Origin of the sequence: Leifsonia tongyongensis, from assembly GCF_010686705.1 — a bacterium.
Lineage (GTDB): Bacteria > Actinomycetota > Actinomycetes > Actinomycetales > Microbacteriaceae > Diaminobutyricibacter > Diaminobutyricibacter tongyongensis.
The window spans coordinates 124779-138433 of sequence record NZ_JAAGWY010000003.1; the positions used below are offsets into that span (position 1 = coordinate 124779).

14 protein-coding genes are annotated in these 13655 nt (G+C 67.8%); 9 read left to right on the forward strand and 5 right to left on the reverse strand.

Annotated features, from left to right (window positions below):
* Positions 1-24: 24 nt before the first annotated feature.
* From G3T36_RS14055 to G3T36_RS14065, 3 genes are read left to right on the forward strand one after another with little or no spacing between them, the layout of a single operon-like run.
* Positions 25-684 carry a response regulator transcription factor gene (locus tag G3T36_RS14055; RefSeq protein ID WP_163290447.1) on the forward strand — a complete coding sequence of 220 codons (660 nt, stop codon included), beginning with the start codon at positions 25-27 and terminating at the stop codon, positions 682-684.
* Positions 671-1957: a sensor histidine kinase gene (locus G3T36_RS14060; protein ID WP_163290448.1), complete on the forward strand. Its 1287-nt coding sequence runs from the start codon at positions 671-673 to the stop codon at positions 1955-1957. Before G3T36_RS14055 ends, G3T36_RS14060 begins: the two co-directional genes overlap by 14 nt.
* Positions 1954-2979, forward strand: coding sequence for a DUF8320 family protein (locus G3T36_RS14065; protein WP_163290449.1), 1026 nt, complete (start codon positions 1954-1956; stop codon positions 2977-2979). Before G3T36_RS14060 ends, G3T36_RS14065 begins: the two co-directional genes overlap by 4 nt.
* Before the next feature lie 332 nt (positions 2980-3311).
* On the opposite strand, the gene G3T36_RS19540 is transcribed toward G3T36_RS14065, so the two are convergent.
* Together G3T36_RS19540 and G3T36_RS14075 are read right to left on the reverse strand one after the other, a co-directional pair.
* Complete coding sequence (locus tag G3T36_RS19540; protein ID WP_163290450.1) at positions 3312-3536, reverse strand: acyl-CoA carboxylase epsilon subunit; 225 nt, start codon at positions 3534-3536, stop codon at positions 3312-3314.
* The gene (locus tag G3T36_RS14075) at positions 3533-5140 is read right to left on the reverse strand and encodes a carboxyl transferase domain-containing protein (RefSeq protein WP_163290451.1); all 1608 of its coding nucleotides are present in this window, start codon (positions 5138-5140) and stop codon (positions 3533-3535) included. The genes G3T36_RS19540 and G3T36_RS14075 overlap by 4 nt, the downstream gene beginning before the upstream one ends.
* Positions 5141-5227: 87 nt before the next feature.
* On the opposite strand from G3T36_RS14075, the gene G3T36_RS14080 reads away from it, so the two are divergent.
* Together G3T36_RS14080 and G3T36_RS14085 are read left to right on the forward strand one after the other, a co-directional pair.
* Complete coding sequence (locus G3T36_RS14080) at positions 5228-6019, forward strand: biotin--[acetyl-CoA-carboxylase] ligase (RefSeq protein WP_163290452.1); 792 nt, start codon at positions 5228-5230, stop codon at positions 6017-6019.
* A 6-nt stretch (positions 6020-6025) separates the two neighbouring features.
* Entirely contained in the window at positions 6026-6577 is a 552-nt protein-coding gene (locus G3T36_RS14085) for a PH domain-containing protein (RefSeq protein ID WP_193571232.1), read from the forward strand.
* Here G3T36_RS14085 and G3T36_RS14090 read toward each other — a convergent pair.
* Positions 6536-7084, reverse strand: a complete 549-nt coding sequence (locus G3T36_RS14090) for a GtrA family protein (protein WP_163290453.1) — start codon at positions 7082-7084, stop codon at positions 6536-6538. The genes G3T36_RS14085 and G3T36_RS14090 overlap by 42 nt on opposite strands.
* Before the next feature lie 155 nt (positions 7085-7239).
* Between G3T36_RS14090 and G3T36_RS14095 the strand changes: the two genes are divergently transcribed.
* From G3T36_RS14095 to G3T36_RS14110, 4 genes are all read left to right on the forward strand, one after another.
* On the forward strand, positions 7240-8379 hold the full coding sequence (locus G3T36_RS14095) for a 5-(carboxyamino)imidazole ribonucleotide synthase (protein WP_163290454.1): 1140 nt from the start codon (positions 7240-7242) through the stop codon (positions 8377-8379).
* 72 nt (positions 8380-8451) lie between these two features.
* Positions 8452-8961, forward strand: a complete 510-nt coding sequence (gene purE, locus G3T36_RS14100; protein WP_163290455.1) for a 5-(carboxyamino)imidazole ribonucleotide mutase — start codon at positions 8452-8454, stop codon at positions 8959-8961.
* The gene (locus tag G3T36_RS14105) at positions 8958-10313 is read left to right on the forward strand and encodes an LCP family glycopolymer transferase (protein WP_163290456.1); all 1356 of its coding nucleotides are present in this window, start codon (positions 8958-8960) and stop codon (positions 10311-10313) included. The genes purE and G3T36_RS14105 overlap by 4 nt, the downstream gene beginning before the upstream one ends.
* Positions 10314-10401: 88 nt before the next feature.
* Positions 10402-11703: an acyltransferase family protein gene (locus G3T36_RS14110; protein ID WP_240148548.1), complete on the forward strand. Its 1302-nt coding sequence runs from the start codon at positions 10402-10404 to the stop codon at positions 11701-11703.
* Here the strand turns inward: G3T36_RS14110 and G3T36_RS14115 are convergent.
* Positions 11651-12787, reverse strand: a complete 1137-nt coding sequence (locus G3T36_RS14115) for a glycosyltransferase family 4 protein (protein ID WP_163290457.1) — start codon at positions 12785-12787, stop codon at positions 11651-11653. The two genes, G3T36_RS14110 and G3T36_RS14115, sit on opposite strands and share 53 nt — an antisense overlap.
* Entirely contained in the window at positions 12762-13652 is an 891-nt protein-coding gene (rfbD, locus tag G3T36_RS14120; RefSeq protein WP_163290458.1) for a dTDP-4-dehydrorhamnose reductase, read from the reverse strand. Before rfbD ends, G3T36_RS14115 begins: the two co-directional genes overlap by 26 nt.
* Positions 13653-13655: the final 3 nt, after the last annotated feature.

The window sequence follows — 13655 nt, forward strand, 5'->3', positions numbered from 1 at the left end:
TGTTACCGCACTACGATGAACATCATGGTGAGGGTGGCAATCGTAGATGATCATGAGTCTGTGCGGCTCGGCTTGAAGGCAGCATGCCAGGAGGCCGGGTACGACGTGGTCCTCACGGCTGCGACCGTGGACGAATTCGTCGCCGAACTCGGCGACCGCGAGTGCGAGGTGGTCGTACTCGACCTCTCACTGGGCGACGGCTCCCGGGTGACCGACAACGTGAAGCGGGTTCAGGCGACCGGGGCGGCCGTGCTCGTGCACAGCATCGCGGACCGGGTGGCGAGTGTCCGCGAGGCCCTCGCCGCCGGCGCTGCGGGCGTGATCCCGAAATCGTCCCCGACGACGACGGTCATGGCGGCGATCGCCACGGTCGCTAGCGGCGACGTCCTGAACAATCTGGAGTGGGCGACGGCGATCGACGCCGACAGCGACTTCGCGAAGGCCCAGCTGGGCCGCCGGGAGCGCGATGTGCTGCACCTGTACGCATCCGGGCTTCCCCTCAAGGCGGTCGCCGCCCAGCTCGGCATCGCCAACTCGACGGCGCGCGAGTACCTCGACCGCATCCGGGTGAAATATGTCGAGGTCGGGCGCCCGGCCCCCACGAAGGTCGACCTGTTGCGACGCGCGGTGGAGGACGGCATCCTGCCCGGGCTCGACCCCGATACCGGCAATGAGCGCAACTAACGGGCCCGCTCGCGCGCTTCCCGGCCAGAACCAGCCGAGGAACCCGATCAGCCGGGCCCGGTTCGAGCGGATCGCCGGTCGCAGTGTCTCGGCATTCGGGCTCGTGTTCGGGCTTCAGACCTTTCCGGTCGCGATTGCGCAACTCCCTGCACTGAAGGCGCCGTGGGGGATGGTCGGCGTCGTCGTCGTCTTCGGTCTGCTCGCGATCATCCCGATCCTCGCGATCGCGCAGGTCTACGTGCGGACGGCGATGGGCACCTTCGCCGTCGTGTACCTGATCAGCGTGGTGACCTGGCCCCTTCTGGCTGTGAACCCCGATGCCATCGGTCAGAAGCCGTGGGTCTGGTTCCTCTGCACCGTGGCTACGGCGTACGCGGCGGTCGCGTTTCCGTTGTGGCTTGCCGCGGCATACACCTTCATCACGCCGATCGCCTACGGGATCATCCGCGCGCTGCCTTCCGGCGGCGGTGTCGGTGCCGAGATCGCCGGTCTCGACTCGGTCTACGCCATCATCCTGGGTGGCGTGATCCTCGTGATCATCGCGATGCTGCGCCAGGCCGCGTCGGCCGTCGACGACGCGCAGAGCGCGGCGCTCGCCAAGTACGCGATCGCGGTGCGCCAGCACGCCACTGAGGTCGAGCGTGTCCAGGTCGACGCGATCGTGCATGACAGCGTGCTGACGACGCTCCTGTCGGCCGCGAGCGCGCGGACGCCGGAGGCGAAGGCGCTGGCCGCGCGGATGGCGTCCGACGCGATCGGCCATCTCCACGCCGCCGAGGCTGCTGACCCCGAGGACCAGACCCTTGTCGGCCTCGACCGGTTGAGCGACAGGATCACGGCTGCGGCGGCCGCCTTCTCGTCGCCGTTCGCGATCGATGTCCGCGACGTCGAGGTGCACACGGTTCCGGTCCACGTGACCGAGGCGGTGTATTCGGCGACCGTGCAGGCGATGGTGAACAGCATGCAGCACGCGGGCGGCCCGTCAGTGCACCGGTCGCTGGAGATCCTGGGCGGCGGTCCGCTGGCGACGGTTCAGGTCACCGTCCGCGACGAGGGCGCTGGTTTCGACCAGGGCGAAGTGCCTGCCGAACGCCTCGGGCTGCGGGTCTCGATCCGCGAGCGCCTGTCGAAGGTCGGGGGTCTGGCGCGCATCACGTCCCGACCGGGCGAGGGCACAACGGTCATGATCATGTGGCCGGCTTCTGAGGACGACGAGAGCGCCGTACCCGTCGAGGCGGATGCACGTGCCGACGGTTCGGAGGTCGCATCGTGATCACCCTCCCTCGTGCGCTCTTCCTGGGGCTCGGTGCCCTGTTCTCGGCGTATCACCTCTTCCTCGCTCTCTCGTCCCTGTCCATCCCGCAGAATTCGGGACCGACGATCGCAGCGATGATCCTGTACGCCGTCGCGACCGTCATCAGCCTGTGGCCGACCAGCCCGACCCGCATGCCGGTGTGGCTGGCGGCGTTCGACCTGGCCGTGTGCGTCGCGGTGCCGATCCTCGTGACCAGCCAGCTCGATCCGGCGAAGGACAACGGCTACGCCACCTGGTACGTCGCAGCTGTCGGAACCCTGATGACGATCGCGGCCGTGCGGCGCCAACAGCTCGCCGCGTGGATCGGCGTGGGCTTCCTGGCCGTCCAGACGATCGTCTGGGCCGGTTTCCCGGCGCTGGCCGGGCTCGGGGTCATCGGCAGCGTCGTGTGGGTGGGGATCGCCGTGGTGATCTCCGGTTCGCTGGCGAAAGCCGGCCGGGATGCGCTGCAGTTCGCGCGCGCTGAGCGTGAGGCGACGGAGTGGCAGGCGGCACAGGAGGCGCACGTCATGGAGCGTCAGCTCCGGTTGCGCCAGACCTACCGGGTCGCGGCTCCCATGCTCGCGGAGATCGTTCGCAGGAACGGGGACCTGACGGAGGCGGAACGCCGCGAGTGCCGGTATCTCGAGGGCGCGATCCGCGACGAGATCCGGGGACGCAAGCTGCTCAACGACGACGTGCGCCGCCAGGTGATGGATGCGCGCCGCCGGGGTGTCGTCGTCAGTCTCCTCGACGAGGGCGGTATCGACGACCTCGACGAGCCGGCGCTCGGTGTCGTGCTCGGGCGGCTCGCGGAGGCGATCCGGGGTACGACGACGGACAAGCTGATCGTGCGCACGGTGCCCCGCTCGTCGAAGACGGCCGTGACGGTGGTGGGATTGCGGATGTCGGACGACGACGCCAACGCGCTCGGCTCGGATGCGACGGATGACGAGGTCGATCTCTGGCTGGAGATCCCTCGGCCGTTCGTCGACGCCTGACACGCACGAGGCGCCCTGACACGGAGAAAGGGCCGGCTGTTCAGCCGGCCCTTCTCGAAAACCCCGAGTCAGGGCGACAACCCGAATATCGCCCTGACTCGCCCCCAAAACACTCGCCCGCTTACCCTAGTCGGCGAGTGATTGGCGGTGTAACTCACGAAGAGAGACACCTAGCAATAACAATATTGACGGGTTGCGCGAAAGTAGAAAAGTCGTCATTTTGGGGGACAGGAGGGGGACACCTCACTTTTCACCCGGCTTCATTGTCCGCGGAATCACGCGTGACCCGCAAGAGGGGGGTCACGAAACCGGGCTCAAGTGGGGTACAGATGTCAGCCGGTGAAGCCTCGCCACGAGCCGTCGCTCGGCGTGAGGGGGCTGCGAAGGGCGCGCTGGCTGCGCTCCCATGCGCTGGCTCCACGAGGGGAACGCACGGCCCGGTCGGCCGCCCGCTCCGCGATCGCAGCGGTCAGCACGGCCGTCACCGCGGCGACCTCGTCGGCGGTGACGCCTCGCGTGACGAACGTGATCTCGCCCGCGTCCTCCGTCTCGGTCACAGCGGGATGTTCCCGTGCTTCTTGGGCGGCAGCGAGGCCCGCTTCGTCCGCAGGGCCCTGAGCGCCTTGATGATGGCGACGCGGGTCGCTGCCGGTTCGATGACGCCGTCGAGTTCGCCGCGCTCGGCCGCGAGGAACGGGCTCGCGACGTTGTAGGTGTACTCGTTGGCGAGCTTGGTGCGCACGGCCGCGACGTCCTCGCCGGCTTCCTCGGCGCGCTTGATCTCCCCGCGATACAGGATGTTCACCGCGCCCTGTCCGCCCATGACGGCGATCTCCGCCGTCGGCCAGGCGTAGTTGAGGTCGGCGCCGAGCTGCTTCGAGCCCATCACGATGTACGCGCCGCCGTATGCCTTGCGAGTGATGATCGTGACCAGGGGAACGGTCGCTTCGGCGTACGCGTAGAGCAGCTTCGCACCGCGCCGGATGACGCCCGTCCACTCCTGATCGGTGCCGGGGAGGTAGCCGGGCACGTCGACGAGCGTGAGGATCGGAATCGAGAACGCGTCGCAGAACCGCACGAACCGGGATGCCTTCTCGCCTGCGTCGATGTTCAGCGTGCCGGCCATCGCGCTCGGCTGGTTGGCGACGATGCCGACCGACCGGCCCTCGACGCGGGCGAACCCGATCACGATGTTCGGGGCGAACAGCGGCTGGATCTCCAGGAAGTCGCCGTCGTCGACGATGTGCTCGATGATCGACTTCACGTCGTACGGCTGGTTGGGGGAGTCGGGGATGATCGTGTTGAGTTTGCGGTCCGCGTCGGTGACCTCGAGTTCGGCGTTCGACTCGTACACCGGCAGTTCCGCGAGGTTGTTGTCGGGGAGGAATCCGAGGAGTGTTCGCGCGTAGTCGAGCGCGTCCTCTTCGTCACTGGCGAGGTAGTGGCTGACGCCGGAGATCTTGTTGTGCGTGAGCGCGCCGCCGAGCTCTTCGAAGCCGACGTCTTCCCCGGTGACGGTCTTGATGACATCCGGGCCCGTCACGAACATGTGGCTCGACTTGTCGACCATGATCACGAAGTCCGTGAGCGCGGGGGAGTAGACGGCACCGCCGGCCGCGGGCCCCATGACGATCGAGATCTGGGGGATGACGCCGGAGGCCGCGGTGTTGCGGCGGAAGATCTCGCCGTACTTGCCGAGGGCGACGACGCCTTCCTGGATGCGTGCGCCGCCGGAGTCGAGGATGCCGATCATCGGTACACCGGTCTTGAGGGCGTGATCCATCACTTTGATGATCTTCTCGCCGGCGACCTCGCCGAGCGAGCCCCCGAAGATGGTGAAGTCCTGGCTGAACACGGCGACGTTGCGGCCGTGGATCGTGCCGACGCCGGTGACCACGGCGTCGCCGTACGGGCGCTTGTTCTCCATGCCGAACGCGTGGGTCCGGTGACGCACGAATTCGTCGAACTCGACGAACGAGCCCTGGTCGAGCAGCAGGTCGATGCGCTCCCGGGCCGTCATCTTGCCTTTGGCGTGCTGCTTCTCGATGGCGGAGAGGCCGCTGGCCGTCACGGCTTCGTGGTAGCGGTCCTTGAGGTCGGCGAGCTTGCCGGCCGTGGTCGAGAGGTCGGTGCGTGGTTCGGTGTCGGTCACGCCGTTCACTCTACCGGCCAGCGGATGGGCCGTGCCGTTGAGGAATACCTACAAATTCGGTTGGTTTCGCTGGTCGGACTGCAGCAGACTTGACCCATGGAGTTCCCTCTCAGCCGTGCCGAAGCATCCGTTCTCGAGATCCTGCCGGAGGCCGGCTCGACGAACGACGAACTCGTCCGGCGGGCGACCGGGACGGAGTCCGGGAACTGGCCGGATCTCTCCGTCGTGGCGACCGCCAACCAGACCCAGGGTCGCGGCCGGCTCGGCCGCAGCTGGGTGTCTCCGGCCGGCAAGTCGCTGGCGATCTCGGTGCTGCTTCGTCCCAGGACACCCACCGGGGACCCGCTTCCGATGGACACTCTCGGCTGGATCCCCCTGATGGCCGGCCTAGCGATGACGCGCACCGTTCGCTCGGTCGTCGCGGAGGGCGTGTCACTGAAGTGGCCGAACGACGTGCTCATCGGCGACCGGAAGGTCTGCGGCATCCTGTCCGAGCTGCTGCCCGACACCTCGGGTGTCGTCATCGGCGCCGGCCTGAACCTCACGCTCGACACCGAGGAGCTCCCCGTCGATACGGCCACGTCGCTGTCGATCGCCGGTGCGAGCGACACCGATCCGGACCGCCTGCTCTCGTCGTACCTCCGCGAGCTCGACGCGCTGTACACCTCGTTCCTGGCGTTCTCCGGTGATGCTGTGGGGTGCGGGCTCCAACGGGATGTCTCCGAGGCGTGTGGAACGCTCGGCCGTTCCGTGCAGGTCGAGCTCCCCTCCGGCGAGCGGCTGGTCGGCACAGCGACCGGCATCGACCCCGATGGGCGCCTGATCGTCGATACGAATGCCGGCATCACGACTGTCGCCGCAGGCGATGTGACTCACCTGCGGTATTAATGGGTCATGAGCAACACGGCGGGCACAGCGGCGACTCCGCCACCTGAACGCATCGTGGCGCGGCTGCGCCCGCACGCTCGCGCATTGTTCTGGCCCAGCCTGATCCTGATCGCCACGTGCGGCGCGCTCGGCTACTACGGCGGACAGTTCACCGAAGTGTGGGAGAACGTCCTGCTCTACGCTTCGGCGGCTGCGATCGTGCTCCTGCTCTTCCTGCTGCCGCTCGCGTTCTGGCTGAGCAAGCGGTACACGATCACGACGCGGCGCATCATCCTGCGACACGGCTTCTTCGTCCGCGTCCGGCAGGAGCTCCTGCACAGCCGTGGCTATGACATCACCGTGCGACGCAGCTGGCTGCAGAGCGCGTTCCGTTCGGGCGATGTCCGCATCAATTCCGGTCTCGAGCAGCCGGTGGTGCTGGCGGATGTTCCGAAGGCCGATCTGGTACAGAGCGCATTGCACGACCTGATGGAGCACTCGCAGAACATCGTGTCGATGCGCCGCCAGCAGGACGAGTCAGCTGTCCCCGACCAGACCGCCGTCTGGGGATCCCGCTAGCGAACCGGATCCACCGGTGCGCGGCCGGAAGCCGGTGCGCTGCGCGCGGTCGGGCGAGAACACCCACCACCGGTACAGGGCGAAGCGGAACAGCATTCCCAGCCCGAGTCCGACGACGTTGATCGCGATGTTGTCGGCGACCAGCGAGACATAGCCGAGCACGTAGTGCGAGATCCACACGCACAGGAGGGGGATGCCCATGCCGGCCAGGCTCACGAGGAAGAACTCGATACCCTCGCGGACGGTGTTCGACTGGCGTTGACCCGAGAAGGCCCAGAATCGGTTGCCGATCCAGTTCGTCACGATGGCAAGGAAGGTGGCGATCACCGTCGCATAGATCGTGCCGTGGTGGACCCCGGAGAAGACAGTCAGCATGAGGCCGTTGAAGACGATGAGGTTGACGACGAAGCCGACAGCGCCGACCGCACCGAACTTCACCAGCTGCGGAAAGAGCCGCGCGGTGCGGGGTGCTGTGGTGGGAGGAGTCTCGGTTTGCTGTTCAGTCATACGTTCGAATCGAATTCATAGGCGAAGATAGACATGCGTTCGCGAGCTTACGCGAGATTCGGTAGGGGTATCTGGGAGTTCCCCTTCCCGTCGCTGAACGTTCTCAGAGGCGTAAGACGCCCTGATGGCGGAACAATACGAGGAGTGACCGGCGAATGGTTCTGAGCACGGTTGGCGTGATCGGTGGCGGACAGCTGGCGAGGATGATGATCCCGCCCGCGGTGGAACTCGGAATCACGATCAAGGTCCTCGAGGAGGCGCCGGGCATGTCCGCCGAGCTCGCCGCCACCGGGGTCGGCGACTACCGTGACCTCGAGACCGTCATCGCCTTCGCCGAGACGGTGGATGTCGTCACCTTCGACCACGAGCACGTCCCGCCGGCGATCCTCCGCGAACTCGTCGCACGCGGCATTCCGGTGCGCCCCGGACCGGATGCACTGCTCTTCGCGCAGGACAAGCTCCACATGCGCGCGAAGCTGACCGAGCTGGGGCTGCCGGTACCCGACTGGGCGGCCATCGAATCCGCCGACGAGCTGGCCGAGTTCCTCGAGACCCACGGCGGCCGGGCCGTGGTGAAGACCGCACGCGGTGGCTACGACGGCAAGGGCGTGCGCGTCGTCTCGGAGCCGCACAGCGTGGACGACTGGTTCCTGGCGCTCGCCGAGGACGGCCGCGGGGGCGCACTGCTCGTCGAGGAGCTCGTGTCCTTCCGGCGGGAGCTCGCCCAACTCGTGGCACGGCGGCCGTCCGGTGAGGTCTCCGCGTGGCCGGTCGTCGAGACCGTCCAGCGCGACGGGGTCTGTGCTGAGGTCATCGCGCCCGCGCCGCAGTCGGCAGGGCGGATCGCCGACCTGGCGGCCGACATCGCGACCGCGGTGGCCACGGGTCTCGGGGTCACCGGGGTGCTCGCCGTCGAACTGTTCGAGACCACAGACGGGCGGCTCCTCGTGAACGAACTGGCGATGCGGCCCCACAACAGCGGCCACTGGTCGATCGAAGGGTCGACGACCAGCCAGTTCGAGCAGCACCTCCGTGCGGTTCTCGACCTGCCGCTCGGCGCCACCGGCAGCCGTGACGTGTGGTCGGTCATGGTGAACATCCTCGGGGGACCGGCGGACGGTACGCTCCAGGACCGGTATCCGGCCGCCCTCGCGGCGCATCCGATGGTCAAGATCCACGGCTACGGCAAAGAACCCCGGCCCGGTCGCAAGGTCGGCCACGTGACGGCGAGCGGAGACGATCTGGACGAAGTCGCCTACCAGGCGCGGAGCGCGGCCGCCTTCTTCGAGGGATGATCGCGCCGGGCACTGTCGCCTGAGCGCGTTTCGCAGCGTGTTCTTTCAGGACTGCCGAATAGCATTGAGGCCATGCCCAGCGTGAACTCCTCCCGGCCCCGCGTCGCCGTCGTCATGGGATCCGACTCGGACTGGACGGTCATGCAGGACGCCTCGGCCGTGCTCGAGGAGTTCGGCGTCGACCACGAAGTCGAGGTCGTCTCGGCTCATCGCACGCCCGAGAAGATGATCGCGTTCGGCAAGGAAGCTGCCGATCGCGGAATCAAGGTGATCATCGCCGGTGCAGGCGGAGCCGCGCACCTGCCGGGCATGCTCGCCTCGGTGACGACCCTCCCCGTCGTCGGCGTCCCTGTGCCGCTCTCGCGGCTGGACGGGCTCGATTCGCTGCTGTCGATCGTGCAGATGCCGGCGGGCGTCCCGGTCGCCACGGTCTCGATCGGCGGCGCGAAGAACGCCGGCCTGATCGCGATCAAGATCCTCGCCACCGCCGACGAAGCACTCACGTCGAAGCTCGCCGCGTACGCGGAGGACCTGGCCGCACTGGTCGAGCAGAAGAACGCGGACCTCAAAGCGAGACTATGACCGTCGCAAGCCCCCTCCGGTACCCGGACGCCGCATCCGCAAAGGTGATGACCAAGCGCGGCTGGTGGCTCGTCGTGCTCAACGTCCTGCTGCCCGGCTCGGCCCAGGTCGTGGCCGGCAATCGCCGACTCGGCCGACTCGGCATCGTGGCGACCCTGACCCTGTGGGCGCTCGTCGTCCTCGCGGGCGTCGTGTACCTGCTGTGGCCGATGGTCATCTACACGATCTTCACCCAGACCCTCAGCCTGTGGATCGTGCAGCTCGCGATGTTCGCCTACGTCGTGCTGTGGGTGGTGCTGACATTGGACACGCTCCGGCTCGTCCGGTTGGTCAAGACTGCGCCGAACGCCCGCGCCTGGATCGCAGCGTTCTCGGTCGTGCTGCTGGTCGGCATCGCGGGCACGGCCGGCTACGGCGCCTTCGTCGCCGGATCCGCTCGTGGCGCCCTTGGCGACATCTTCTCGTCGGGTCCGTCCGTGCCTCCGGTGAACGGCCGCTACAACATCATGCTGCTCGGCGGCGACGCAGGGCCCGACCGCCAGGGCATGCGGCCCGACAGCATGTCGGTGGTCAGCGTGGACGCGACGACGGGCCAGGCGGTCACGATCGGTCTTCCCCGAAACCTCGATCCGGTTCCGTTCCCGGCGTCGTCTCCGCTCCACAAGCTGTATCCGGACGGCTACGGGTTCCAGGACCACTGCGACGTCGACGTGTGCCAGCTGAACTCGATCTACACCGAGGTCTCGCTCTACAAGCCGGGCCTCTACCCGAACGCGACCAAACACAACAGCGACCCGGGCATCGAGTCGATGCGCGACGCGCTCGAGGGAGCGCTCGGCATCACCATCCAGTACTACGTCCTGATCGACATGCAGGGCTTCGCCGACCTGGTGGATGCGCTCGGCGGGGTCGACATCACCGTCACGCAGCGCCTCCCGATCGGCGGCGATGAGAACCTCAACGGCGTCGTCGGGTGGATCCAGCCCGGCAAGCAGCACATGACCGGCTACACGGCGCAGTGGTATGCGCGCTCGCGGCACGGCACGAGCGACTACGACCGGATGGCGCGCCAGCGGCAATTGCAGGATGCGATCCTGAAGCAGATCAACCCGGTCAACGTCGTCACCAAGTTCCAGGACATCGCCAAGGCCGGCAAGCAGGTGATGAAGACGGACATCCCGCAGTCGATGCTCGGCTATTTCGTCGACCTCGGCCTCAAGACGCGCAAGCTTCCGGTGCAGCAGGTCGAGCTCGTGCCGCCGGCGATCGATCCGCAGAACCCTGATTATGCCCAGATCCACAAGATGGTCACGTCCGCACTCGCTCCGAAACCCTCTACCCCTGCTCCGTAGCCGTTTCAACCCCCTCACGCCGATTCCCAGATGACCCCCAAAAGGGTCACAGGGTGCCCCAAGGGGAACTTCGTACACTAAGCCGTCTATGTCAAGCACAGACAGCGGGACTCAGACGAAAAGCAGTGGCCGACTGGCAGCACTGGATGGCCTGAGAGGGCTTGCCGCCCTCGTGGTGGTGCTGCACCACACCATGCTGTTGAACGCGAACTTCCCCGCGTCGCCAGGGGAGGGGAGCCTCCAGCCCGGCACGCCTCTGTGGTGGATGAGCTACACGCCGCTCAAACTCGCCACCGCAGGCTGGGAGTCGGTGATCGTCTTCTTCGTTCTCTCGGGGCTCGTCGTCACGCTGCCGGTCGTCAAGCGGCCGGGCTTCGACTGGATCGCCTACTATCCGCGCCGCGTGATGCGGCTGATGATCCCCGTGGTGGGGGCCGTGCTCGTCGCCGCCGCCTTCGTCGTCGCCATCCCGCAGCGCTCGCTCCAGCCGTCCGGCACCTGGCTGAGCAACTCCAGTACCCCGAACTTCACGTGGGAGTACATCGTGAAGGCATGGGACCTCGTCGGGGGCAACGGTCACATCGACAACCCGCTCTGGTCGCTTCGCTGGGAGATCCTGTTCTCCCTCGCTCTCCCGGTCTTCGTGATCCTCGCCATCTCGCTCCGCAAGTGGTGGAGCGCTGGGCTCGCGGCGGCCGTCGTGGTGACCTGGCTGGGCGTGCGCGCCGGATCTGGCGCCTTCAGCTTCTTCCCCGCATTCTTCGTCGGCGCCGTGCTGGCCGTGCGTCTGGACGCCGTGCGTCTCTTCGCCGGCCGCATCAATCGCTTCGCCGTCCGGCACCTGATCTGGCTCGGCCTCACGATCGGCGCATCAGCCCTTCTGATCTCCCCGTGGCTGTTCGGACCCGGCGCCGGGTCCGAACTGACGGCCGCACTTCGCGCCTTCGCGCCCCTCGCGGCGGCGGGCCTCGTCCTGTGCGCGGTCGGCTGGAAGCCCCTCGGCGGCCTGCTCTCGTCGCCACCGTTCGCCTTCGCCGGGCGCATCTCGTTCAGCCTGTACCTGGTGCATGTCCCGATCCTCATCTTCAGCGCCTACCTGCTCGCCGGGCAGCCGCTGTACGTCGTCGCGCTGGTCGGCATCCCGCTCGCGATCCTCGTCGCGGTCGGATTCACGTGGCTCGTCGAGGCGCGGAGCCACCAGTGGGCGCGCGCGGCCGGCGCGTGGGCCTCGGCGCGCTATGCGGCCGCCTTCCGCGCCACCGAGCCGGAGCGAGAGCGTCCGCAGCTGACCGAGCGAGGCGACGAGGGCCGTTCCGGCAAAGCCGTCGCCGATGCCGCTACAGGTCAGCGTGAAGCTGCCACACCCGCTCAGCGGAGTCGCGCCAGCTGAACGCTCTCGAGCGATCCGAGGCGTGCACCGCGAGCCGGGAACGGAGTTCGCCGTCTTCGAGCACGGACCCGATGGCTGCGGCGAGGCGCTCGGAGTAGCTTTCCGGGCCTTCGCGTTCCACACTCAGCCCTGCTCCGCCGGACACCTCGAGGATCGCCGGATCGTCCGAGTGGATGACCGGAGTGCCGAAGTGGAACGCCTCGACGATCGGCAGGCCGAACCCTTCCGCACGGCTCGGGAAGACGAAGAGGGTCGCGCGGTCGAGAACGACGGCCAGATCGTCGTCGTCGAGGTGCCCGAGCACCCGCACCCGGCCCTCGGGAAGGCCGGCGGAGGCGGCCACACCGGTGGCGCTTCCCTCGCCGAAGCGGTCCGGCCCCGCGACGAGGAGCGGCAATCCGTGGAGATCCGGGAGCGCCATGGCACGGATCAGGTCGGCGACGCCCTTGCGTGGCGCGATCGAGCCCATCGTGAAGATGTAGTGCTCAGGCAGCTGAAGGCGTGCGGCCCGGGCATCCGCGTCCGCTGGAAGACGCAGCGTGGATGCGGGAGCCCCGCCGATCACGCGCACCCGGTCGCCGAAGTCGATGAACTCGGTGAGCTGCTCGGCGACGGCATGCGTCGGGACGACGATGGCGTCGGCGTGCTTCCTGGCACGCTTCGCCATCGACTTGTGCCAGAGCACGCTCGCAGCGCTCATGGATTCGGGCGACGTCCAGGGGAGCACGTCATGGATGGTGACCGTGATCTGGTCGCCATCGTTGAGGCGATCATGCTTGCCGAGCGGCGCGAACAGGCTGGGCGAATGGACCATGCCGCGGCCGCCGGCGAGTGCGATGCCGGACTGCCAGGCGAGGGAGAGCTCGCGGTGTGCGAGCGGTAGGCGGGTGATGCCCGCGATGCCGGGGAGGCGCGCCGAGAGGTCGTCCATGGTCTCCTGCGGGAACGCTGAGGCGACGCCCTGCACGTCGCAGCCGGCTGGGGCCACGGCGATCAGCTGCCGGGTCAGTTCTTCGGCATAGCGGCCGATGCCACCGGGAGAGTCGGCGACGAGTTCGTCAACGACCACTCTCAGGGTTGTCATGCTGCTCCAAGACTCCGTGGCGGGCGGCATCCGCCAGCGCTTCGTTCCAGTCGCGCATCGGCTCGAGACCGACCGCGTTCCACGCCGCGTGACCCAGCACCGAATACGACGGTCGAGGTGCCGGCCGTACGAATCGGGAACTGTCGGTCGGTGTGACCCTATCAGGGTTCAATCCGGCCGCGCTGAACACCGCCTGCGCGAAACCGAACCAGGTCGTCTCCCCGGAATTGGTGCCGTGGTAGATGCCCGCCGGCGCGTCCGCGTCGAGCATCCCGACGATCTGGCGGGCGAGATCGCCCGTCCAGGTGGGCTGGCCGAGCTGATCGGCGACGACGGAGACCGTGTCGTTCGTCGCGGCGAGCCGCAGCATCGTCCGCGCGAAGTTCGGGCCGTCTGCTCCGTAGAGCCAGGCCGTGCGAACGATGTACGTGCCGTCGGGATGCGCGGCGATGGCGAACTCCTCGCCCGCCGCCTTGGTCCGGCCGTACGCATTGATCGGGTCGCGGGGGGCGTCCTCCCGGTAGGGCGAGGTGGCCGTGCCGTCGAAAACGTAGTCCGTCGAGAGCGTCACCAGCTTCGCGCCCGTATCGGATGCAGCGATCGCGAGGTTCTGCGGACCGATCGCATTGACGGCATACGCTTCGTCCTCGTGGGTCTCGGCGTCGTCGACCTTCGTGTACGCGGCCGCGTTGACGACGACATCGTGGCCTCGGACCGCATCCCGCACCGCAGCGAGATCGGTGACGTCGAGCTGTGCGCGCGTGAGCGCAGTCACCTCGCGGCCGTCGAGGGCACGGAGCAGGTCGGCTCCGAGCATGCCGCCCGCCCCCGTCACCAGGTAGCGACCTGAGTGGACCGGCGCCATCGG

What these genes read in the sequence shown, in the direction of transcription:
- G3T36_RS14060 (WP_163290448.1), top strand. Translation starts at nt 671, where the DNA reads ATGAGCGCAACTAACGGGCCCGCTCGCGCGCTTCCCGGCCAGAACCAG.
- G3T36_RS14095 (WP_163290454.1), top strand. Translation starts at nt 7,240, where the DNA reads ATGGTTCTGAGCACGGTTGGCGTGATCGGTGGCGGACAGCTGGCGAGG.
- purE (WP_163290455.1), top strand. Translation starts at nt 8,452, where the DNA reads ATGCCCAGCGTGAACTCCTCCCGGCCCCGCGTCGCCGTCGTCATGGGA.
- G3T36_RS14085 (WP_193571232.1), top strand. Translation starts at nt 6,026, where the DNA reads ATGAGCAACACGGCGGGCACAGCGGCGACTCCGCCACCTGAACGCATC.
- G3T36_RS14105 (WP_163290456.1), top strand. Translation starts at nt 8,958, where the DNA reads ATGACCGTCGCAAGCCCCCTCCGGTACCCGGACGCCGCATCCGCAAAG.
- rfbD (WP_163290458.1), bottom strand. Translation starts at nt 13,652, where the DNA reads ATGGCGCCGGTCCACTCAGGTCGCTACCTGGTGACGGGGGCGGGCGGC.
- G3T36_RS14090 (WP_163290453.1), bottom strand. Translation starts at nt 7,084, where the DNA reads ATGACTGAACAGCAAACCGAGACTCCTCCCACCACAGCACCCCGCACC.
- G3T36_RS14055 (WP_163290447.1), top strand. Translation starts at nt 25, where the DNA reads ATGGTGAGGGTGGCAATCGTAGATGATCATGAGTCTGTGCGGCTCGGC.
- G3T36_RS14110 (WP_240148548.1), top strand. Translation starts at nt 10,402, where the DNA reads ATGTCAAGCACAGACAGCGGGACTCAGACGAAAAGCAGTGGCCGACTG.
- G3T36_RS14080 (WP_163290452.1), top strand. Translation starts at nt 5,228, where the DNA reads ATGGAGTTCCCTCTCAGCCGTGCCGAAGCATCCGTTCTCGAGATCCTG.
- G3T36_RS14115 (WP_163290457.1), bottom strand. Translation starts at nt 12,787, where the DNA reads ATGACAACCCTGAGAGTGGTCGTTGACGAACTCGTCGCCGACTCTCCC.